At 51.1% G+C, this 23,066-nt stretch carries 15 protein-coding genes and 2 pseudogenes; 14 read left to right on the top strand and 3 right to left on the bottom strand.

Translation table 11 applies throughout. The annotated features are described in order from the left end of the window. Positions 1 to 63: 63 nt before the first annotated feature. Both proB and BFJ94_RS08235 read right to left on the bottom strand, forming a co-directional pair. Complete coding sequence (gene proB / locus BFJ94_RS08240) at positions 64 to 1,170, bottom strand: glutamate 5-kinase (RefSeq protein WP_229717145.1); 1,107 nt, start codon at positions 1,168 to 1,170, stop codon at positions 64 to 66. A 775-nt stretch (positions 1,171 to 1,945) separates the two neighbouring features. After that, positions 1,946 to 2,476: pseudogene (locus BFJ94_RS08235) on the bottom strand (cupin domain-containing protein); the annotation flags it as partial. 191 nt (positions 2,477 to 2,667) lie between these two features. Between BFJ94_RS08235 and BFJ94_RS08230 the strand changes: the two are divergent. Continuing rightward, positions 2,668 to 2,954 (top strand): annotated as a pseudogene (locus BFJ94_RS08230) (nitrilase-related carbon-nitrogen hydrolase); the annotation flags it as partial. On the opposite strand, the gene BFJ94_RS08225 reads toward BFJ94_RS08230, so the two are convergent. Then, positions 2,942 to 3,853 carry a LysR family transcriptional regulator gene (locus tag BFJ94_RS08225; RefSeq protein ID WP_120462224.1) on the bottom strand — a complete coding sequence of 304 codons (912 nt, stop codon included), beginning with the start codon at positions 3,851 to 3,853 and terminating at the stop codon, positions 2,942 to 2,944. The pseudogene BFJ94_RS08230 and the gene BFJ94_RS08225 sit on opposite strands and share 13 nt — an antisense overlap. A gap of 171 nt (positions 3,854 to 4,024) precedes the next feature. Between BFJ94_RS08225 and lepB the strand changes: the two genes are divergently transcribed. The 13 genes from lepB (at position 4,025) to BFJ94_RS08165 (ending at position 23,064) form a co-directional block, all read left to right on the top strand. After that, a complete protein-coding gene (gene lepB / locus BFJ94_RS08220; protein ID WP_120462223.1) occupies positions 4,025 to 4,576 on the top strand; it encodes a signal peptidase I in 552 nt (183 codons plus the stop codon). 221 nt (positions 4,577 to 4,797) lie between these two features. Further along, positions 4,798 to 6,225, top strand: coding sequence for a 3-isopropylmalate dehydratase large subunit (gene leuC / locus BFJ94_RS08215; RefSeq protein ID WP_120462222.1), 1,428 nt, complete (start codon positions 4,798 to 4,800; stop codon positions 6,223 to 6,225). 46 nt (positions 6,226 to 6,271) lie between these two features. Then, the gene (gene leuD, locus BFJ94_RS08210) at positions 6,272 to 6,862 is read left to right on the top strand and encodes a 3-isopropylmalate dehydratase small subunit (protein WP_120462221.1); all 591 of its coding nucleotides are present in this window, start codon (positions 6,272 to 6,274) and stop codon (positions 6,860 to 6,862) included. 755 nt (positions 6,863 to 7,617) lie between these two features. Continuing rightward, entirely contained in the window at positions 7,618 to 9,138 is a 1,521-nt protein-coding gene (locus BFJ94_RS08205; RefSeq protein ID WP_240431900.1) for an N-acetylmuramoyl-L-alanine amidase family protein, read from the top strand. 49 nt (positions 9,139 to 9,187) lie between these two features. Next, a complete protein-coding gene (locus BFJ94_RS08200; protein WP_120462220.1) occupies positions 9,188 to 9,781 on the top strand; it encodes a GerMN domain-containing protein in 594 nt (197 codons plus the stop codon). 196 nt (positions 9,782 to 9,977) lie between these two features. Continuing rightward, positions 9,978 to 11,399, top strand: a complete 1,422-nt coding sequence (locus BFJ94_RS08195) for an N-acetylmuramoyl-L-alanine amidase family protein (RefSeq protein WP_120462219.1) — start codon at positions 9,978 to 9,980, stop codon at positions 11,397 to 11,399. 32 nt (positions 11,400 to 11,431) lie between these two features. Then, positions 11,432 to 12,067 carry a GerMN domain-containing protein gene (locus BFJ94_RS08190; RefSeq protein WP_120462218.1) on the top strand — a complete coding sequence of 212 codons (636 nt, stop codon included), beginning with the start codon at positions 11,432 to 11,434 and terminating at the stop codon, positions 12,065 to 12,067. Positions 12,068 to 12,349: 282 nt separating this feature from the next. Next, on the top strand, positions 12,350 to 15,106 hold the full coding sequence (locus BFJ94_RS08185; protein WP_120462217.1) for an S-layer homology domain-containing protein: 2,757 nt from the start codon (positions 12,350 to 12,352) through the stop codon (positions 15,104 to 15,106). Between the two features lie 104 nt (positions 15,107 to 15,210). Further along, the gene (gene nth, locus BFJ94_RS08180; RefSeq protein ID WP_120462216.1) at positions 15,211 to 15,879 is read left to right on the top strand and encodes an endonuclease III; all 669 of its coding nucleotides are present in this window, start codon (positions 15,211 to 15,213) and stop codon (positions 15,877 to 15,879) included. Positions 15,880 to 15,916: 37 nt separating this feature from the next. After that, positions 15,917 to 16,213, top strand: coding sequence for an NAD/NADP transhydrogenase alpha subunit (locus tag BFJ94_RS08175; RefSeq protein ID WP_120462215.1), 297 nt, complete (start codon positions 15,917 to 15,919; stop codon positions 16,211 to 16,213). Positions 16,214 to 16,401: 188 nt separating this feature from the next. Continuing rightward, a complete protein-coding gene (locus BFJ94_RS26055; RefSeq protein ID WP_268238241.1) occupies positions 16,402 to 16,533 on the top strand; it encodes a hypothetical protein in 132 nt (43 codons plus the stop codon). An 871-nt stretch (positions 16,534 to 17,404) separates the two neighbouring features. Then, the gene (locus tag BFJ94_RS26050) at positions 17,405 to 21,040 is read left to right on the top strand and encodes a dynamin family protein (RefSeq protein WP_120462214.1); all 3,636 of its coding nucleotides are present in this window, start codon (positions 17,405 to 17,407) and stop codon (positions 21,038 to 21,040) included. A 254-nt stretch (positions 21,041 to 21,294) separates the two neighbouring features. Beyond that, positions 21,295 to 23,064, top strand: a complete 1,770-nt coding sequence (locus tag BFJ94_RS08165) for an ABC transporter ATP-binding protein (protein WP_120462213.1) — start codon at positions 21,295 to 21,297, stop codon at positions 23,062 to 23,064. The last annotated feature ends 2 nt before the right edge of the window (positions 23,065 to 23,066 follow it).

The raw sequence follows: 23,066 nt of genomic DNA, 5'->3' as shown, positions 1-23,066 counted from the left end.
AATACCCCCTCATTAAAATTAATAAATGTTCAACTAGATTCAGCGTGTCCAATCAAGCTTGTCTCAAGCCTTCAATGAAATCCATTCGTCGCGGTGGATAACCTCCAGACGATGGACGCTGTTCATCTTCTTCACGACTTCGGAGCTCGGTAGCCCTATGATCTCTTGCATCTGCTCAGCATCATAATTCACGATGCCACGCCCCAGAATTTCTCCGTCCGCGTTGATGACCTCAACGACATCGCCAGCCTGGAAATGCCCGGTCGCTTCACGCACGCCGACAGGAAGCAAGCTTCGCCCGCCATGGAGCAGCGCTTCTTCAGCGCCGCCGTCCACCGTCAGCGTGCCGATCGGAATCGACAGGAAGCCGAGCCATTGCTTCTTGCGCGGCAGGGCGGTATCATTCGCCTCGAAGTAGGTGCCCTGCCCTTGTCCCTTCAAGATTTGCGTCAGCTGCCCGGACTGGGTGATCTTGCCGACGAAGACGGGAACCCCGCCGCGCGCAGCGATCTTGGCTGCATCGATCTTGGAGCGCATGCCACCGGTGCCTACAGAGGAGCCAGCTCCACCAGCGATGCGATATATATCATCATTGATCTCCTGCACCTGGTCGATCCGCCGGGCGTTAGGATCAATGCGCGGGTCCTTCGTATACAATCCGTCCATATCTGTCAGGATGACGAGCTGATCGGCCTTAATCAGATTGGCCACAAGCGCGGATAAAGTGTCATTATCGCCGAATTTCAATTCATCGAGCGAGACGGTGTCATTCTCATTAATGATCGGCAGGATGCCCCGGCCGAGCAATTCCTCCAGCGTCATACTGGCATTGCCCATCCGCTTGCGGTTCTGGAAGTCGGAGCGCGTTAGCAGCACCTGAGCTGCGGACACGCCATGTACTGTCAGCGCTTCACGATAGTTCTGCATCAGCAGGGCCTGGCCGACGGCAGCAGAGGCCTGCTTCTCGTGCAGCAGCTTCGGTCGCTCCGTATAGCCGATCTCGCGGAATCCCGCTGCGACCGCTCCGGAGGTAACGAGTAGGATTTGATAATTTTCAGCCTTCAGGGCGGCAAGCTCTGCGGAGAAGAAGTCGATAGCCTCCCGGTGTAACCCACCTTCCGGTGAGGTTAATGAGCTGCTGCCTATTTTGACAACGATGCGTCTTAGCATGGAGTTCACTCCTAGCATTAATTTATTAAAACAAAAAAACTTTCGCCTTTGCTCGCAAAGGACGAAAGTTTCACTTCCGCGGTACCACCTTTATTGATGATTTACTCATCCAACTTGAAAACCCGGTAACAGGGGCACTGTCCACTCTTGGCGAGCGGCCGCTCGGGGGGAGGTTTCGAAGAGGTGCGAAGTGCAAATTCTTACAGCCATGGAATCTGCTCTCTGTGGTCCGCAGTGCTCCTGTACTTGGTCCCGTCATCACGTTTATAATGCTAGAATACCATGTGTCGCCGGGCTTGAAAAGAAGTGATGGTCAAAACTACACTCCGAACATGGGGCGCGTTTGATTTGAATAGCCGGAATAAGCCGGATATGGCTGTGCGGGTGCTTGGTTGGGCCGGGAGAACTGGGGCGGATAGTTTGCGTGATTAGCCGGGGCTTGCATTTGTACCGGATATGGACGTTCATGGGTGGGGTGCATCCATGGAGGAGCCTGCTGAACTTGTTGTCCTGCTTGCGGAACTCCATACACGGGATGAGCGCTGGTCATCGGTGCCCACTGCGGCTTGGCTGTCATCGGATTTTCCTGCATAAATTGAGACATAGGAGGAAATGGCGGGGCATACCCAGGCTCTGCAGGCTGCTGAGCAGATTGATAATCAAAAGACGGGGTCAGTTCTCGCTGCGGCCGTTCGTGTTGTGCTGCCCCTGGCAACTGATGAATCTGAGCCTGCTGGGGATTGCGCTTCTCATTGTTTGCCGATCCCGCTGATCCACAGTTCTTGGGTGGTCCAATAATTACGGTTGAAGTGATGGGGGCGAGGGTTTGCTTGACCTCAGCTTCATTCAGGCAATACGTATTAGCCCACACAGAGGTCGGAGTTAATCGCAAAATATCGGAGCCAAAAATAACCTCTGGAATCGGCGCATCGAATACGGCCAGCAGATGTGTATTCTCCGCCGTCGCGATTTCATAATGCCACCAGCCCTGTGGTACATTCGCCACCTGTCCCGGGGTGATCGTGAAGTTCAGCAATTGGTTCGTAAAAGGGTTAATCAGGGAAACGACCGCCGAGCCAGTGATACAATACACTAATTCAGAAGCATTCTGATGATAATGTGGCTCTATTGTTCCGCCATTACTAAGGAAGATATCAAGCAGAGAATAGTTGCCCAGGGTGTTCAATTGATTGATCGAAAGAGCGTTAATATAGTTCTGGCTGTCTTTTTTGTAAAATAAATTGTTCTTCAAATCATAAGTAAACTTCGTCTTGGGTGAGGTATAATCCATGTAGGAGATCGACATATGCTGTTCTCCCCATCCTTTCGCTTGGGATTGATGGAGTATTCTATGCATTCGCCCAGAGAAGAGTGATTGAGTCTGACCCGTGATAGACTTGATAAGTCATTTACATATGCTTTGACCGTACCTGAAAAGAGACAGCGGCTTACTCTAGGCAGCGGGTGACCGAGTCGTCACCTATGGCATAACGATTTCCGGCCCAATGGCCGCATCCGCGGCTGCAGCACTGGCGCACGCGCTACTGACCGCCCGGGCCATCGAGAATCAGATGTATGTGATCGCCTGCAATGCGACCGGCCGCACGGGAGATGATCATTTCTTCGGCCATTTGGCGATCATTGACCCGTGGGGAGAGTGGATCGCCGAGGGCGGGGAGAGCGAAGAGATTATTACCGGCTGCATCGATTTGGCTCTCGTCCAGCAGGTGCGCCAGCGGATTCCGGTCTTCAAGGACCGCCGTCCGGAGCTTTATGAGCTGTAGCGCTCCGCCAGCGTCCGCTTGAATGTCTCGATAAAGGCTTCGGCGGCCTTCGATAAATAGCGACCCTTGCGGTAGGCGATCACGAGCGTCCGGCTCGGCGCGGGATCGGTGAGCGGAAGGTAGGCCGGGATCAGCTCGCTGCGTTTGGCTCTTGCGATAAAATGGGGCACTAATGTAACCCCCATCCCGGCGGCCACCAACGATTGGACAGTCTCGATATTGTTGCTCTCGAATACGACATTGGGCTCAAAGCCAGCCTGACGGCACAGGTCGATCGTTATTTTCCGGAAACCTTGCCCTTTTTTCAGTACGATGAACGGTTCGTCCTTTAACAGCTTCAATGAGACACCGCTCTGATCAGTGTCCTTGCTGGCCAGGGGATGCTGGGGCGGAACGGCCAGATCAATCGGTTCTTCGCCGATCGGTTCGTAGGTAAGCGTCGGTTCTTGCAGCGGCAAGGAGAGCAGGCTCAGATCGGTGCCTCCGCCAGCCGTGAGCTTCTCCAGATTCAGCGAGGTATCCTCACGCAGTATAATCTCGATCTCTGGGTAAGCCGCTTTGAAGGCAGGCAGAACGTAGGGAAGCAGGTGGGAGCCGGTAATCGGCATACTTCCGATCACGACACGTCCAGCCCGAAGCTGGGAGATGTCATCCATTTCCTGACGCAGCTCCTTGACGGCGTCCATAATCTTCTGAGCGTGTTCGATAAAGCTCTCGCCGGCATAGGTCAGCTCGACGGTGCTCGTATTGCGTTGAAACAGCTTGACACCGAGCTCCTGCTCCAGCTTGGATAGCTGCTGGCTTAATGAAGGCTGGGCGATATGCAGCTTGTCGGCTGCCCGTGAGAAATTCCTCTCCTCAGCGATTTGCAGGGTATATTGTAGCTGTCTGAGTTCCATTAGTTATTAGTACACCTCTCTTATTTGTTTTACCTATAACTATTATATGATATATAGGCCAGCTTAGTCAGATAGAATATCCTGTTCCGGTAATATATGTCGAACATGTTTGTTATAGGCGATTCATTCTATGTATAATAAAAACAGTAGAAATCATGGGAGGTATTTTGTGTGCGAAAAGTATGGAAAGAGGTTCAAGGCTGGGGCATTTCAATCATCATTGGATTTGTGCTCAGCATATTGATTGGCGTATTCGTGATCCAGCCGTATAAAGTGGATGGTCATTCCATGGAACCGACGCTCAAGGATAAGCAGCGGATCTATGCATGGAAGATCAAACACACGCTCTATAAACTGCCGAATTATGGGGATATCGTTATCGTGGATAGTAGAGTAGACCGGTCCCGCACTTTCATGGACGATCTATTAGAGCATCCTATCATTAATCTGATATCGGGCAAGTCGGATGATGAGATTTTCTATGTCAAAAGAGTGATCGGGCTTCCGGGAGATAGGGTAGAGGTAAGAGATGGCCATGTATACCGTAACGGAGAACAGTTAACTGAGCCTTACATAAAAGAACAAATGAATCATGGACCCGCCCAGTCCTGGGAGGTTCCGCAGGGCTCCATCTTTGTGATGGGCGATAATCGCAACAATAGCAATGACAGCCGCAGCATCGGTCCCGTTCCGCTGGATCATGTGATGGGGATAGACTTTTAGTAGATTAGAATATTGAATAATAGTAGGAGGCATCCGTCGGGGGTGCCTTTTTTAGCTTACTTTTGGCTTATAGGATTAACCTATCACCATTATAGTTATTATATCTTGGAACAATGAAGAGTGAAGTGATATATTGATTCCAATATACAAGTCAATGGTTGGCGGCGGGAGCGCCGTAGCTGACTTTTCCAATGTTCGAATCCTGATGAGGGGTGAATTTTATGAGTAACCAAAAGAAAACTTTGTATGAGAAAATTTGGGACAATCACGTAATTTATCAAGAGGAAGGCAAGCCGAGTATTTTGTATATCGATCTGCATCTCGTTCATGAGGTAACGTCGCCGCAAGCCTTCGAGGGCCTGAGATTGAACGGACGCAAGGTGCGTCGTCCGGATTTGACGTTCGCGACGATGGATCATAACGTTCCGACGAAGGACCGTTACAATATCACAGATCCGATCTCCAAGCAGCAGATCGATACGCTGTCGCAGAACTGTAAGGATTTCGGCGTTACGCTGTATGATCTGGACACGATCGATCAAGGGGTCGTGCATGTGATGGGGCCGGAGCTTGGCTTGACGCATCCGGGCAAGACGATCGTATGCGGGGACAGCCATACCTCCACGCATGGTGCTTTCGGGGCATTGGCCTTCGGCATAGGTACGAGCGAGGTTGAGCATGTGATGGCTACGCAATGTCTGCAGCAGGCGAAGGCGAAGACGCTGGAGGTGCGCTTCGTAGGCAAGCGTAAGCCGGGCGTCACAGCCAAAGATCTTATTCTCGGCGTGATTGCCCAGTATGGCACGGATTTCGCGACCGGCTATGTCATCGAGTATACGGGCGAAGCGATCCGTGAATTGACGATGGAAGAGCGGATGACAGTCTGCAATATGTCGATCGAAGCTGGGGCAAGGGCGGGATTGATTGCGCCAGACGAGACGACCTTCAATTATTTGCGCGGACGTGAGCATGTGCCGCAAGGGGCAGATTTTGACCGCGCTGTAGTGGAATGGTCAGCCTTGAAGACGGATGAAGGAGCAGCTTATGACCGTGTCGTAGAATTCGATGTGGATTCGCTGGTTCCGCAAGTTACCTGGGGCACGAGTCCTGGGATGGGTACGAGTGTAAGTGCTGCGGTGCCGAATCCGGCTGATTTTACGACAGAAAATGAACGGAAGGCAGCCGAGAAGGCGCTTGAATATATGGGGCTTAAGCCAGGCACGCCGATGACGGAGATCGCGATCGATTATGTATTTATCGGCTCATGCACGAACGGTCGGATCGAGGATTTGCGTGCGGCGGCGGAAATCGCCCGTGGATATAAGGTGTCGGATCAAGTAACCGCGATTGTTGTACCGGGCTCGGGTCGTGTGAAGCTGCAAGCGGAGAAGGAAGGGCTTGACAAGGTCTTCACTGAAGCCGGTTTTGAATGGCGCGAAGCTGGATGCAGCATGTGCCTGGCGATGAATCCGGATGTACTAGAGCCAGGTCAACGCTGTGCGTCAACCTCGAACCGTAATTTCGAGGGTCGTCAGGGCCGTGGCGGCAGAACTCACCTCGTCTCTCCGGCTATGGCTGCGGCAGCTGCCATCAAGGGCCGCTTCGTAGACGTGCGTGAATGGAATGTGAAGAGCGAAATCGTAAGCTAAGTCCGCTTTTGATCACGCACTATTTAGGAAAGAGGGGAGCATTATCATGGAAGCATTTAAAAAAATAACAGGGATCGTCGGTCCTGTAGACCGGGTTAATGTGGATACGGATGCGATTATTCCGAAGCAGTTTCTGAAGCGAATTGAGCGTACCGGATTTGGGCAATTTCTGTTCTATGAATGGCGTTTCGATACAGAAGGCAAGGTGAATCCGGAGTTCGAATTGAATAAACCGCGCTATGAAGGAGCATCGGTTCTGATCTCCCGCGCCAACTTTGGCTGCGGCTCCTCCCGGGAGCATGCGCCATGGTCGATCCTTGACTACGGGTTCCGCTGTGTGATCGCGCCTTCCTTTGCCGATATTTTCTATAACAATTGCTTCAAGAACGGGATTCTGCCGATTAAACTGACGGAGGAGCAGGTTGAAGAGCTGTTCCAGCGTACAGCGCAGCATGAAGGCTACAAGCTGATCGTCGATCTGGAGAGCAAGACGATTGTGGATGAGTTCGGACTGAGCATCTCCTTTGATCTTGATGAGCATCGCCGTCAATTCCTGCTGCAAGGCCTGGACGACATCGGGTTGACCCTGCAGCATGAGGAATTAATTACCGCTTATGAGAAGCGCAAGTTCGCTTAAGCTATCTATTTTATAGTTGATCATGAGTGCCGATTCATCTGCCGCCTATGGAGGGGGAGGTGGATCGGTTTTTTGTGTTTGGGAGGGCGCGTGTGCAATAGTTGTGGTTCCGATTGGTCCGGTGAAGGGATTCCCTGTTCTAACGAAACTCCATATCGTTATTTGGGTGAAAATCCGCCATTTCCCCCTTACTAGCCCGGATAGCGATACCCTGTTTCGTTAGTTTTTGAAATCGCTTCTTTTGAGGCGAATAGCGATGCCTAGTTTCGTTACAAATTTGGAGTCGTCTAAGCCGTCTGCATTACCGGGCATTATCAGGAATTATCGCCGAAAATTTCAATTTTGGGTCCGCAATCCTGGATAGAAGCCTGACACTTTTGCAGGAATTATCTTCATCTACCAGGGATTATTATCTCCCACCAGGAATTGTCTCCTAACTCTAATGAAATTTGTACCAACTTGTCATTCTATGAGAATATAAGTCTATCGGGTCTATCAGGAAATGCTATTATCTGATATCATGGAAGTTATTAGCAATCTGTGCGGCGGTTCAAACCATGATTGTCGAAAGATAGGTTTACGGTCAGACGTTTCGGCTTACATATTTTGAGATGTCATGTGCTGTTGAATGCTGCAGATCGGGGTATTGTCGGATGTCGGAATTTTGCTGTCAGGTTCAGGCTTATTTGTAAAGGTCGTCGGTTCTGTTAGCATACGCTGCAATCTCGCGGTAAAATTACGAGAATGGTAGGGATATGATGATGAAGAAATTGAGCTTCGTAATACTGTTCATGTTATGTTTATTAGTTGTCCCCGGAATCGGACATGCTGCCGGTTCGGCAGGCGCAGTTGACTCTGCGGGTAAGGTTAACCCGGCGGGTACCCATATTTATCTGGATGGCCATGAATTAGTACAGCCGGAGAAGGCACAGGCCGGGATCGTCAAGGGGAATGTGATGGTACCCCTGCGCGTCGTGGGTGAAGGTCTCGGTTATGATGTAAAATGGGAGAAGGAGAGCGGAAGTGTAACGGTCTCTCAGGCGGATAAATCACTGAAGTTCATTATCGGTGAGAAGAAGGCTATGGTCGGGGATCGTGAAGTTGCGCTAAATGCCGCGCCGTTCCTGAAGAATAGCACCACACTTATTCCGCTGCGCTTCGTTAGTGAAGAGATGGGCTTGAAGGTAAGCTGGGATAATAAGACGAAGTCTGCATATTTAATTAGTCCTGACGGCGGGTCAGGTTCGGGTACAGGAGGAGGCAAGACTACCTCGGGTCCAAAAGAAAACGATAAGTCCCAGGAAGGTATACCGCAGCCTGACTCTACCAATAACGGGGGAGATTCCACTCCAGCTCAGCAGCAGACCTGGCTCAATGGGATCAGCTTCAGCGACAATCGCTTGCAGATTTCGGCCTCTGCAGATATAGAGCCAAAAGTGTTCAAGATGGATGCGCCTGAGCGGATCGTTGTCGATCTGCCGCAAACTTCTTTTTCAGAGCATTTTGCCAGCATACTGCCGCTAGATGAGACGATGCGGGGACAATTCGCGATTGAAGATGCGCCGGGGGTTTCTCAGGTACGGTACGCATTGTTCACCCGCAATCCAGATACCGTTCGGATCGTGCTCGATTTGAATGAACCAAGCCAATATTCGGTGACCAGAGATGGTCTGGGCTTGATCACTATAGATTTGACGGAATCGACAGCTGTTACACCGCTTCCTCCGAAAGCCGATGGAAAGAGACTGGTCGTCATTGATCCGGGTCATGGAGGCACCCAGCCTGGAGCTACAAGCAAGAGTAAAAAGGCGGAGAAGGATTTCACACTGGCGGTGGGACTTAAGGTACAAGCCTTGCTTGAGCAAGAGACGGATATTGATTTTACATTTACAAGAACGACTGACGTGACGGTCAGTCTGCAAGATCGCGCCAAACTGGCGAATGATCTGAATGCAGATGTGTTCATATCCATTCACGGTAATAGTATAGATCCGCCAGCCAATCCTAGCGGCTCAGAGACCTACTATACGAGAGACGAGAGCGTTCCATTAGCGGATGTGATGCAAAAGCATCTGGTAGCTGCGACTGGACTGGCTGATCGTAAGGTGCGCTATAGCAGTCTGCATGTGACGAGAGAGACGAAGATGCCGGCCGTATTGCTGGAGGTCGGTTATTTGAGTAATGAGAACGATGATTATCTGATGTATACCGAGGTATTCCAACAAAGGGTAGCCGAAGGCATCGTGGCGGGTATCAAGGAATATTTAGGATTGTGATTCATCATTACACGCTTGAATATGCGAAAATCCCAAGGGGGAATGAAATATGAAGAAAATATGGCTCTCAGGATTGCTGGCTGTATTGATCATCCTGGCGGTTGGCTGCGGTCAGAAGCCGGAATTGGGGAATGGCGATTCCTCATCAATTCAGGACCCGGTGACAGCGGCTCCGCAGAATGGGGACAGCAATAATGCTGCTCCAGATGGAGAGAACAACGGACAGACCGGGGTGACCGACCCGGCGGCTTCCGAACAGACGAAGACGGATATCACCGTATATTTTACGGATGAAGATATTATGGATTTGAAGCCTGTCCAGCGTGAGATTACTTATGCGGATGACAACAGCAAGTATGAGGCTGCTTTTAAGGCACTGCAGACGGCAGATTCAGGATGGATCTCCTTATGGAACAAGGCAGTGCTGAATGCGTTGGATTTCTCGGAAGGGCAGGTCGTGATCGATATTTCGCTTCCGGCGGAGGCGCGGCTGGGGGCTGGCGGAGAATCGCTGGCGATCGAGGCTTTGAAGAAGACGATGTTCCAATTTACTGAAGTGGACAGTATAGAATTGACGGTCGATGGAGAGCAGCTCGAATCATTAATGGGGCATGTCGATCTGGAACATCCAATAACTAGATGATCGTCCTAAATGCTGATAGGAATAGTTTCCGAGATTCTCGGAAACTATTTTTTTTCGGTTTGCAAAACAAGAAAATTGGCATATTATCGCAACTTTTGTGAGTTTTGGACGTCTAATACTTCGTCTGATGATGGTCGGAGTTGTTGGTAGTTTACGGACATCATCAGGCCAAAAAATTGAATGGTAGGGGTGAAGGATGAAAAAAATTGGCTTAGGTGTGTTGATGTTTTTTGCTATGTTTTTGCTAGTTTTCCCTCAGACCGGACAAGCCGCATCTAGCGGCACTAGTATCGTGCTCGACGGGAAAGCGCTGACCTTGCCAGCGAATGGGCAGGTTCAGAATCTGAAAGGTAATGTGATGATTCCAATTCGTGTCGTCTCGGAGGAGCTTGGTTTTGACGTCAATTGGGAGAAAAAGACGCGCACGGTAACTATACAGCAACCAGATACTGTATTGAAACTGGTCGTGGATCAGAGCACGGCTCTCGTAAATGGAGCTAGCGTTAGCTTACCATTGGCCCCTAAATTGATGAGCGATACGGTAATCGTGCCGCTGCGCTTCGTAGGAGAACAGATGGGCCTGGATGTAGATTGGGATAATAAGACGAAGACGGCTTATCTCGTCTCACCACATTCGGGGTCAGGCTCGGGTAGCGGTGGAAACGCCAATAGCGGCGGTGAATCATCCCAGCCAGGAACGGTCGAGAATTTGGCTAATGTAACAGGAATTAGCTTCAATAACAATCAGCTGATGATCGCGGTGGACAAAAATGTGAAGCCGAGCGTGTTCACGATGTCGGGACCTGAGCGGATCGTGATCGATGTGCCGAATGCCCGTTTTGCCGATGATTTTGCGGCCGGACAGAGCTTGGACGCCCACAAGAGCGGCTCGCTTGAAGTGACGGATTACCCCGATATTTCCAAAGTGCGTTATGCATTGTTCAGTGATAATCCTTCGACAATCCGGGTTGTACTGGATATGCACAGCGCCAAGAAATATAAGCTAGTGAACAACAATGACGGCCTGGTGATTATCGATCTTAATGTGGATGATTCCTCATCCGGTTCTACGCCGGGTGGCGATGGCAAGAAGCTTGTCATCATCGATGCTGGCCATGGGGGCAGCGACCCTGGGGCGATCAGCATTACGAAGAAGAATGAGAAGGACTTCAATCTAGCGGTCGCGCTCAAGGTGGAGGAATTGCTCAAGCATGAACCGGACATTGAAGTGGTCATGACCCGGGATGGGGATACTTATCCGACATTGAAGGATCGCTCCAGTCTGGCTAACAATTTGAATGCCGATATTTTCATATCGATTCACGGCAACTCCGGCCCGTCATCCGCGACAGGGGTAGAGACGTATTATACCCGTTCGGATAGCGTTGAACTGGCTAATATTATGCACAAGTATCTCGTTCAGTCTACTGGACTCGCCGATCGCAAGGTTCGTACGAAGAGCCTGCATGTGACGAGGGAGACGAAGATGCCAGCTGTGCTGCTGGAATGCGGATTCCTGAGCAATAGCGGGGATGAGTCCAAGATGTATACTGAGCAATTTCAGGATAGTGTAGCAGAGGGCATTGTAAAAGGGATTAAAGATTATTTCAGAATGTAATCGTTCATGTTCTTGCTTAAGGAGGTCAGATAATGAACAGAAAGCTATTCGTATCAGGCATGCTGGTGCTTCTGCTCGTGCTGAGTACCGGATGTGGACAAAAGCCGCAGATTTCCCCATCAAATGGAGTTACTCAGGATGAGACGGGAGCAAACGGCGACCATAATTCTTCAAATGGCGGTCAGGCCAATGACGCTGACCAGCCTAAAGATAACACAGCCAAGGAAGGTAACGCTGATCAACCGGACACAGAAAACAAGGACGCTGTAAAAGATCAAAACACAGCAAAGATCGAGACTTATTTTACAGATGACCAAATGCTAGAATTGCAAAAGGTAGAACAGGAGATCACCTATAAAAGCGAAGACGACAAGTATCTGGCAGCCTTGAAGGCTCTACAGAGCACTTCAGATCAGAAATTGTTCCCGCTATGGGGAAAAGCGATCTTCAACTCTGCCAAAATTCAAAGCGGCGAGGTCACCGTCGATCTGTCGCTGCCGGATGAAGCGCGTCTTGGTGCGGGTGGCGAGACCCTCGCTCTGGATGCGGTCAAACAGACTCTCTTTCAATTTTCAGAGGTGCAATCGATCCGCTTGCTTGTCGACGGCCAGGAAATAGATACATTGATGGGCCACGTAGAATTAGAACAACCGCTGACAAGAAATTAGTCGCGATTGGAGGAACTTAGACCTCTTCTGTCGAATAGACTTAGAGTGCAAGTTCAAAAAGATCGGTAGTTAGCGCCAAAAAGGCTGAATGAAGCTGGGGCATTAGAGCGGAGCGAGTATGTCTTCAAGGTGGATTTGAGAGGTTTTCGATCGTTTGGGCATCAGACCTATGGAACTTTCGCTCCGGCTCAGCCCGGCTGAAATGTCAAAATACGATGTTAAGTTGCTTTTTGACTTTTTGAACAACCTCTAGGGGATTATTTTGTAGAAAGGGAGAATTGAATGTCATCATATAAGCGCAAGATTCAACGTAACATGAACAGAGCAGTATCTACCATGCTGGTAACAGCATTATGCTTAAGCGGAGGTACCGCTGTTTTCGCAGATCAAGCTCAGGAAGGAGCTTCCCAGCCACAGACACAGACTCCGGTTCAAAATCAGGATACGTCCTCATTCCAATTATTCAGTGATGTGAAGAGCGGCTTCTGGGCAGAGAAGCATATTTATAAATTGGCCTCTGAAGGGATTATTCTTGGCGAAGCCGGAAAATTCCGTCCAGGGGATAGTGTAACCCAGCAAGAAGCGATCACGATGGCGATTCGTTTCATGAATTTGAATTCCAAACTGAGCAGTGGGGAGAACGCGCCAAAAGAGCTGGTCATCGGCAATTATTTTAAACCTTATGTTGAATTGGCTCTGGAGCAGAAGCTGATCGACAAGACGGAGGAAATCGCCAGCACGGGCGAGAAGGAAGAATGGGGCAAGAAGCCGGCATCACGTGAATGGATCGCCAAAATTCTGGTACGTGCACTCGGGAAGGAAGCAGATGCCAAGGCTGCGGCAGGAACCTCTACTGGATTCGCTGATGAGAACAATATTTCCACGGCGGCTCGCGGTTACGTGAATGTAGCAGTTCAACTGGATCTCACCAAGGGTGTGGAAGGCAATAAATTCAATCCACGCGGCAATGTAACGCGCGCACAGCTCGCTACCTTCTTCAGCCGTGGCGGTGAGCATGTCAACCCGGGCTATGATAATGTATTCGAAGGGATCGTTACATCGCTGAAGGATGATACCATGACCCTGTTCGTGAACGGGGGGGCGAGAAGCTTCAAGCTGGATAATCGCTCGGTATACTTCACTAAGGACTCGGAGACCAAAGCTTCCAAGTCAGTGCTTCAATTATATACGAAGGTGCTGGTCGTAGATAAGATTGGCTCTGCCGCTTATGTTGAAGTGCGGGATGCCAACCAGCAGCTGGAGAAGACGGAAGGGACCCTTTTAAAAGTACTTAGCAGCAACCATAAGATCCTGTTGTTGGTGAATAATGATTCTGTTACTTATACTTATGATGATAATACGGTGTTCCTTGATCAAAACGGTAATAAGGTTCAACCAGATAGCCTGACGCCGGACAGTACGATTGAAATTCAGCGTGAGACTTATTCTGTTGAGAAGAAGCCTGTTATTGTACAGATCAAATCTGCCATCGTGAATAAGAGCGGCAATGGCGTCATTGAAGACTTCGATCTGACCAAGAAGACGATCAAGATCAGAGAGGCTTCCGGTGCAGAAGAGACGTTCAAATACGATGATAATACGATGATTGTGTATCAAGATCAGGTATTGAACAACCTGGGTGAATTGCAAAAAGGGGCTTTGGCTGAATTTACCGTGAAGAATAATGTCTTGACCAAGCTCGAGGTGACTCAAGGCATCGAACGGACGGTAACTGGAACCCTGCTCAGTATTGAAGGTAAATCACTGATCAGCTTCACGAATACGAATGGCAAGGATGAAATCAAACGCCTGGCTGAGAAGCCGTACATCTTCATCGACGGGATCGCCGAGCCGACTCTGGACGATCTGATCGCTGACGTCAAGGGCGGAGACAAGGTGAAGCTGACGATTAATCCGGAAGAGCAGGTTACGAAGATTGAAGTGACCGGACGGCAGTCGGAAGCGGTCGGCGCGGTATCTGTCGTGAATTATGTACCGAAGTATAAAGCGCTGACGGTTGTTGACTCAGCGAAGAAGGTTCATGCCTTTACGCTGGATGAAAAGACCAAGGTAGAATACAATTCTTCTAACCCGACGCTTGAAGGAGCAGAGTCTCTGCTGACCGAGGGCAGAAGGATCAGTCTGACCTCGATTGGAGACCGGGTGCTCTCCTTGCAGGTGATCTATAAATATGAAGGCACCTATGTATCGACAGACACCGTCAAGAAGAAGGTAACGATTCTGCAGGCTGATGGCAGCAAGATTGAAGTGCCTTATCAAGGAACTTCACCTGCGGTTTCCATCTATGGCAAGACAAGTGCCAGCTATACGGATCTGAAGGTTGGCGATCCAGTGACTGCGATTCTGAGCACGAATCAGGACGCGTTGCAGACGCTCGCTGTCAAGAAGACGATGCAGTTTGAAATTACGAATGTGAATATCAATAACAGCCGGATCAGAGCACTGGGCGATAATGTTTCCAGAGAGTTCTACGTAGATCAGGCAACCTTGTTCGGAGATAATGGCGCGGGCATTAAGGTCCATGATCTTAAGGTCGGCCAGACGATCAATGTTACCTTTAGTGGCTACACGGCGTCATCGGTGCAGGTTGTGAAATTGACACTCGGTAAGGTCGAGCAGGTGGATGGCTCCGTGCTGAAGCTGAAGAAATTCGACGGTACGTCGGAGAGCTTCCAGCTTGTTAACGGCGTGAAGGTCGTTCGTAACGGCTCGGTGAGCGCGGGTATCTCTAACCTTAGCGACAAGGATCATGTAGAGGTGCGCAAGGATACGGACGGCTCATTGCTGGTCAAGGTTCTGACCTCGATGGAGCGTCAGGTATCCCGTTATAACAGCTTGACGAAGGAGCTGTCGGTGCTTAGATCGAGTGTAGCGGATAATAATTTCCGCTTCCCGATTAACGATGACATATATATTCACCAAGGTGACACGACTTTGTCCGTGCAATCATTGAAGGAAAATGATAAAATTGTTCTGTATTTCAATGGTGACAAGCTGATTGAAATCGAAAAACAATAATCGTTTTCGTGAGAATAACCGTCTTGATGCGGGATGTTTCCCGGATCAGGACGGTTTTTTAACCGTTAATGAGCGAGAATCCCCTTAGGAAAGCAGGTGAAGAGATGAAGGCTGCGGTTGTTAGGCATATTTTGGACAGTATCGCTGTTATGTTCCCGGACGCCCATTGCGAATTGAACCATCGTAATCCGTTTGAGCTGACGATTGCCGTTCTGTTGTCCGCGCAAAGCACGGACGCTTCCGTCAATAAAGTAACGGCTGATTTGTTTCAGAAATACAAGACACCTGAAGACTATGTCTCTGTCCCGCCTGAGGAGCTGGAGCAGGATATCCGGCGGATTGGTCTGTTCCGCAGTAAAGCCAAGCATATTCAGAGCTTGTGCAAAATATTGATTGAGCAGTACAATAGCAAAGTACCGAGTGACTATAATAAGCTTGTTCAATTGCCCGGTGTTGGGAGAAAGACGGCGAACGTTGTCATTTCGAATGCTTTTGGCGTACCTGCCATTGCGGTGGACACCCATGTGGAGCGCGTCAGCAAAAGACTGGGCCTGGCGGGGTGGAATGATTCTGTACTCGAGGTCGAGAAGAAATTGATGAAGCAGGTTCCTGAGGATGAGTGGACCTTGACGCATCACCGTCTGATCTTCTTCGGCAGATATCACTGTAAAGCCCAGAATCCGGCTTGTGCGGACTGCCCATTGCTGGATGTATGCCGCGAAGGAAAAAAGCGTATGAAAAAGTCTCAACTTAGCAAGGATAGAGATAAGTGACGCTAATAAGATTAAGATAGTGAGGATGAGAACCAAGATGAAGTGTATTTCTGTCTATACCGATAACTTTGAGCAATTTTCCGATGTATTCGAACAAGTGATGGAAATGAATCTGCAGGAAAATGATGAATTAGAGCTCGAAGGACTTACGGTGAGCGATTCCGGCGAGGTTCCGGCACATTATTTGGAGCGTATGGCTGTAAAGCCTGAGGTTGTCGTGATGAAGGACCGCCACAAAGGAGTTATGATTCTGCAACACGGCAAAGTGTTCGAAATCCTGATTCCAACTGAAACGGACACGCTAGAAACTAGCACCGAGAGCGCCGCTCTTTAATAATGTCGAAAAAAGGCTGTACGGGTAAAAACGCCCGTCGGCCTTTTTTTGTGGAATTGGGAGTTGTGGTGGTGTAGGGGCGGGACGAAGGAGGCTGGGAGCCACGAGTTAGGAGTTAGGAGGTGGCGGGCGGAAGGTGGAAGGGATGAGCTATGGGCCGGGAGCTGGGAGCCAGGAGGACGGGATCGATGAGCGGTGAGCTGGAAACTGGGAATCAGGAGCTAGAAGGCGGAAGCAGAAGTCAGAAGCTGGAAGACGGAAACCGTGGGCTAGAATCCAGAAGCTGGAGGTCGAGGGCCGTGGGTAGAAGCCCTAGATAACTGCATAAATACAACTATTCCCGGGGAATTGAGCTGTAGCTAGAGAATAACTGCAAATATACACCTAAATGTTCATTTTAGCCCGTTGGGAGCGGAAATCTCCCTAAATAGTTGCACAAAAACACTTATTTCCCATATCGAGGTCATGAAGCCCCAATATAGCTGCATATATGCACTTAAGTCACCGTACAACCCGCAGATTGCCTCCATATACCACCAGCGTTACATCAACGAGCCAGTTACTTGCATTGAACTAACAATTCTACCTAATTGCTAAAGAAACAACAGAGAGCTAGTTACTGTAAAACATGGGCTGATCGAGTCTAGCGGAACATAGGAGCGGCATTGTCACGATAATAGGGTCAGTTAGGGTTAGGGAGCTAGAGGAGGAGACGGTAGTTCGTTTGCTGAGCAGTCCTGGTTTCGACAATGCCTGCAAAAATGCAGGAATTTCGCAACTATTTCGTTCCGGGAGAGTATATTCCTGCGATAATGCAGTTATTTTCTCCAGGCAGTCCTGATTTCTTAGAAAAGGGTGGGAAAGCCTGCAGATTTGCAGGAATTTCCTAAGAATAGAGGATTTCACATGTAAAAACCTGCATATTTGCAGCTTTGGAGCTTGCTTGGACGGTAACCTATTCAATTTATACGGATAAACGAAGAAACTCATATATAAATTAGATCAATTGCAAATGAAGGCTTCCATGTACTGAGCAGGTAGGGTAAAATGTATGTATTTCGAAAGGGATAGAGTCAAATGGATAAATGATGAGAGTTCGAGAAAGCGGGTTTCCAGTACCGGGAAGGTTGGATGAACAGGGAGTGAGAAGCGGCTCTTCTGCGAACTTTCAATAACTAAGGAGAGTTTTCAATGGAAACGATTACAGATAGACAGGGCCGCGGCCTGCAAGAACGCCTTGTCCGACTTGGTGAGTGGTATGCGAGCCAAGCTGATGGAGTAGCCTCCGGAGAAATCGAAGATCTCCTGCATAAGCTGGCAGCGGATGAATTGACACTGGCCTTCTGCGGCCATTTCTCTGCCGGTAAATCGAGCTTGATCAATATGCTCTGTGGCAAGCAGGTACTGTCATCAGGGCCGATTCCGACGACGGCGAATATAGCCGCACTTCGAGACGGAGCGCCGAGGATCAGGCTCACCAAGGCCGCGAGCGAAGCGGGTGGCAGTAAGGAAGTCATAACGCTCTCACCGGCCGGACTAGACGAGTATTGCCGAGATGGAAGTACATATGCACTCATTGAAATATGGGATGAAATGAAGCTGCTGGAGAATGGCGCGGTGCTGCTCGATACCCCCGGTGTCGATTCGGGAGAAGCTGCTCATACGGTAGCTACGAATTCCGCGCTGCATCTGGCGGATGTCGTATTCTATGTAATGGATTATAATCATGTGCTGTCCGAGAGTAATCTTTCTTTTGCCAGACGCTTGGCTGATTGGGGAAAACCGCTCTATTTGGTGGTCAATCAAATCGATAAGCATCAGGAGAATGAATTATCCTTCGCCGATTACTATCGTTCGGTTGAGCAGGCCTTCCAGCTATGGGGCATAGCTCCGGCCGGGGTGTTCCATATTTCATTGAAGGAACTGGATCATCCTCTGAATATGCTGGATCGCCTGCAAGAGACGATTATCGAGCTGCAGCAGCATCGTACGGAGCTGCTGGAATACAGCATTAACTGCTCGATCCGGCACGGCGCGGAGCAGTTCATCGCGCGGAGGAAGGCGGACGGAGAAGAGCAGGAGCAAGAGCTGCTGGAACTGGCGGGCGGTGAGGAAGGCTTGCAATCGATTTCGGTGGAGCTGTCCACGCTTGAGCAGGAGGCGGAGCGCAGCGATGAGGAGAGGATTCATCAGCAGTGGGCCGCCGAGCTCGACTCGCTACTGAATAATTCCTATATTATGAATCCGTCCTTGCGCAGCGCGGCAGAAGCGTATCTGGAGAGCCGCCAGCCGGGCTTCAAGACAGGGCTTCTGTTCCAGCGTGGCAAGACGCAGCGCGAGCAGGAACGGCGCAAGGCCTTCTTCATGGAGAAGCTGACGGAGCAGACGGCTGCGCAGGTAGACTGGCATGTGCGCGATCTGCTTCGCAAGCTGGGCCGTCAGTTTGACGCCTGGGATGCGAGATGGGAGCAGCAGCTCGGCGAGCGCTTGCCGCAGCCGGAGGAAGCGTGGATTACGGAGGCAGTGAAGGAGGGCGCGCTGCTCTCTGGCGAGTACACGCTGCGCTACGCTACCGAGGTGGCGGCCGGAATATGCGGCCGCTACAAGAGGGCAGCCCTCGGCCTCGCCGACGGGCTGCTGGCGGAACTGGCGCCGCGCCTGGCTGAGGCGCGGCAGAGCCTGGCCGCGCAGCGCGAGACGCTGCTGGCGCGGGCCGCGGCCGCTGCGCAGCTAGAGGCGCAGCGTAGCGCCGCCAGCGAGCGCACCGCACAGCTCATAGCGCTGTGCGGTGCCGCCCCGTCCCTCCCTCCGGGCATTCTGCCGGAGGTGAGGGACCAGGAGCTGCCCGCGCGAGCGGTGCCGCCGGCACCGCCTGGCGCGCCTGCGGCCGCGCGGGCGGTGGCTCCCGCTGCTGCGGCCACAGGCCTGCAGCGGTTGACCCAGGCCGCGGCTACGCTAGAAGCCGCCGCGGCCAAGCTGGCTCCGTACCCGGCCTTCGGCTCATGGGTACGGGAGCTGCGCAGCCGCGCTACAGGGCTGGCGCGCGGCTGCTTCACGGTGGCGCTGTTCGGAGCGTTCAGCGCCGGCAAATCCTCCTTCGCCAACGCCTTGCTCGGCGCCAGCGTCCTGCCGGTATCGCCGCATCCGACGACCGCGGCGATCAATCGCATCCTCGCACCCGAGGACGGGATGGAGCATGGGACCGGCAGGATTAGGTTCAAGACCCTGGAGGCGATGCAGCAGGATTTGGCCGCTTCCTTCGAAGCGCTGCAATTAGGAGCGTGGAAGGAGCGGACCTGGATCGCGGAGGTCAGCAAGCTGAAGGCGCTGGATGTCCCGGCGCCGGGGAGAGCCCACTACAGCTTCCTGAAGGCTGCGGCCGCGGGCTGGGAGCATAGCTCCTCCAAGCTGGGCAGCGCTGAGATCGCCAGCCTGGAGCAATTCGCTTCCTATGTGTCGGTGGAGAGCAAGGCCTGCTTCGTGGAGCGCATGGATCTGTACTATTCCTGCCCGCTGACAGAACAGGGAATTGTCATTGTGGATACGCCTGGCGCGGATTCGATTCACGCCCGCCATACCGGCGTAACCTTTCAATATATGAAGAATTGTGATGCATTGATCTATGTGACCTATTATAATCATGCTTTCTCGCGGGCTGACCGGCAATTTCTGGCCCATCTGGGCCGGGTCAAAGGCAGCTTCGCCCTGGATAAAATGTTCTTTATCGTCAACGCCGCCGACCTGGCGGCTACGTCCGCAGAGCTTGCGTCCGTGGTGGAGCATGTGGAGGACGGTCTGCGCGGTGCTGGTGTGGAAGCGCCGCAGATTTATCCGCTATCCAGCCTGAAGGCGCTCACCGCCAAAGGCTCGGGAGATACAGAGCAATTCACTGCCTCCGGATTCTTGGAATTTGAACGGGTATTCTTTCATTTTCTAGGAAATGACCTGGCAGGCTTGGCCGTACAGACGGCTAAACGCGAATTGAAGCAGGTGATCCTTCAGGCCGAGCAATGGTCGGCGACTCTGGCGCAGGGCCGGGAAGAACGCCAATTGCAGCAGCAGAGATTGCGTCAGGATAAGCAGGTGTTCCAGGAACAGCTCGCTGCTCTGACTGCCAAGGATAAGGCGGCGGAGATCCGTCAGGAGGTATCGGAGTTGCTCTACCATGTCCGGCAAAGATTGCGCCTGCTTGCCGGAGATCTATTCACCGAGTTCTTCCATCCGGTGCTGCTGCAGGAGGATGGCGGCGATATGAAGCGGAAATTTGCGGCTTCGATGCATGAATGGTTATCCTCTCTGTCGCTTGAGCTGAAGCGGGAGATTCAGGTCACTTGCTTGCGTATGGAGAATAAATGCACTGCCTGGCTTCAAGAGGCCGGCGAGGGCTGGATTGAACAGCTGCAGCAGCAATTGGCACTGTTACCGGCATTGAATAGGGAGTCGCATTCGGAATGGATTACTCCTGAAGCGGCTCGGGGAGAGCATGAACTACAGTTAAATACGGCTGAATTCTGGCCCTATTTTAAAAATCCAAAATCCTTTTTTGAGGGTGGAGGAAGAAAGCGGCTGCGTGAAGCGGTCGAAGAACCTTTGGCAGGCATATTGAAGGAGGCTGTAGACAGAATCGAGGAAGGCTTAAGCGATGATTACTGTCTGCAAATGGTTCGGAACATTACAGCATTAGCGGCAAGATTTAATCTGCAATGGGAGGAATGGGAGCAAGGACTGGCTGGTTTAACAGAAGGTGAAGGAGAAGAGGAGGCAGCGATCTGGCGCAAAATGACAGCAGAGCTGCAAGCCTTAAGTAATGACCTCAAGCAGGATTAGAAAATGTAAGAGATAGCAACTGTCGAAAAGCCAATAGAAATGTAGAGAAAGAGAGAACAGAGACAAAGAGCAGATCAATAAAATTTCAAATGGGCTAAAGACTTAGGCGTATTCTTTATAGTATTGTTCGGGAAATTCACTAGGGCTGCTCGAATATGCGGCGGCGGATATAAGCCGTAAGAAGAGAAGGGCTTGAGCGATTTTTTCGGAACGATCTTTTACAATGATGTCCTAAGTTGCTTGGAGGTAATGACATGGACATTCTGAAGCAACTCTCGATCTATTATCGTGAGAAGCGTCACTATTTAATATTATCGATGCTATGCCTGGCGGCTGCAACAGCGTTAGGGCTCGTCTATCCGCTTCTATTGAGGAAGCTGATTGATGATGTAATTCGTAAGCAGCAATATGATCTCGTACTAGGCATTGCCCTCACTGCACTAGGTGTAGTTATCGTCAAAGCATTCCTGCAGTTCCTGCATGGCTTCTTCGGCGGCAGGCTGGGCAATTATCTGGCCTATCGGCTGCGCAATGCCTGCTATGAGAAGCTGCAATTTCTATCATTCCGTTATTATGACCGGGCGAAGACCGGGGACCTGATGTCCCGGCTGACCGGTGATCTTGAGGCGATCCGCAACTTCGTCGGCTTCGGCTTCGCGCAATTACTGAATCTGGTCTTGATGGTTACCTTCGGTATGGCTGTCATGATGTCTATTCATTGGCAGCTTACCTTGGTCACGATGATCACGATTCCGTTCCTGGCGGGGATCGCCCTGAAATTTGAATCGAAGATTCACCCGGCCTTCCAGGAAATGCGGCTGGCCTTGAGCTCGCTGACGACAGCGGTCCAGGAGAATATTACCGGAGTGCGGACTGTGAAGGCGTTCGCCCGCGAACCGTATGAGGTAGAGAAATTCTCACATCGCAATGAGCGCTACAAGAACAACCAGATCTTCGCCGCCACGCTGTGGAGCAAATTCTTCCCGGCGATGGAGCTGCTCGCTTCGATCAGCGTGGCCGTTCTGCTAGCGGTGGGCGGTACGCTTGTCGTCAAGGAGCAATTGTCTCTCGGTGATCTGGTCGCCTTCTTCAGCCTGATCTGGTTCATTATCGGGCCGATGTGGGGACTCGGGTTCCACATTAACAACTATACCCAGTCCAAGGCTTCCGGGGAACGGGTGCTTGAGATTCTCAATCATAAAATCGATGTAAAGGATATGGAAAACGCGATCGAGCTGTCTGCCGATGAGGTGAAGGGTGAAGTGAAGTTCGAGCATGTCACCTTCGCCTATGGCAACAAGCTTCCGGCGGTCAGAGATATCAACTTCGAGGCGCCTCCGGGCAAGGTGGTCGGTTTCCTCGGCGGGACGGGGTCCGGTAAATCGACGATCATACAGCTGCTGATGCGCGCCTACGATGTTAATGAAGGCAGCATCGAGCTGGATGGTCATGACATCCGTACGTTGAGTGTGCAGAGCTTGCGTCATCAGATCGCTACGGTGTTCCAGGAGACCTTCTTGTTCTCCTCATCGATCCGTAACAATATTTGCTACGGAATGAGTGAGGTGTCCATGGATGAAGTGATTCGGGTCGCCAAGCTGGCCAAGGCACATGAATTCATTATGGAGCTGCCGGACGGTTATGATACGGTCGTCGGCGAGAGAGGCATGGGGCTGTCGGGCGGACAGAAGCAGCGGATAGCGATCGCACGTGCGCTGCTGAAGAATCCGAAGATCCTCATCCTCGATGATGCGACCAGTGCGGTCGATATGGAGACCGAGCAGGAGATTCAGGCTGGCTTCCAGGAGGTTATGCGCGGGCGTACGACCTTCATTATCGCCCATCGGATCTCTTCACTACGGCATGCCGATGAGATCCTCGTATTGGATGAAGGCTCAGTTGTTCAACAGGGAACGCATGATGAATTAATTAAGGTTCCCGGCCCTTATCAGGATGTATACCGGATTCAATATGCCGATCATTTGGCAAGAGAAGAGTCCAGCACGAAGAGAGGGGAGGCATAACA

Origin of the sequence: Paenibacillus aceti (genome assembly GCF_003614185.1) — a bacterium.
GTDB lineage: Bacteria > Bacillota > Bacilli > Paenibacillales > Paenibacillaceae > Fontibacillus > Fontibacillus aceti.
Note: the sequence above shows the minus strand (reverse complement) of the source record. Positions and strands in the feature narration are given on the sequence as shown.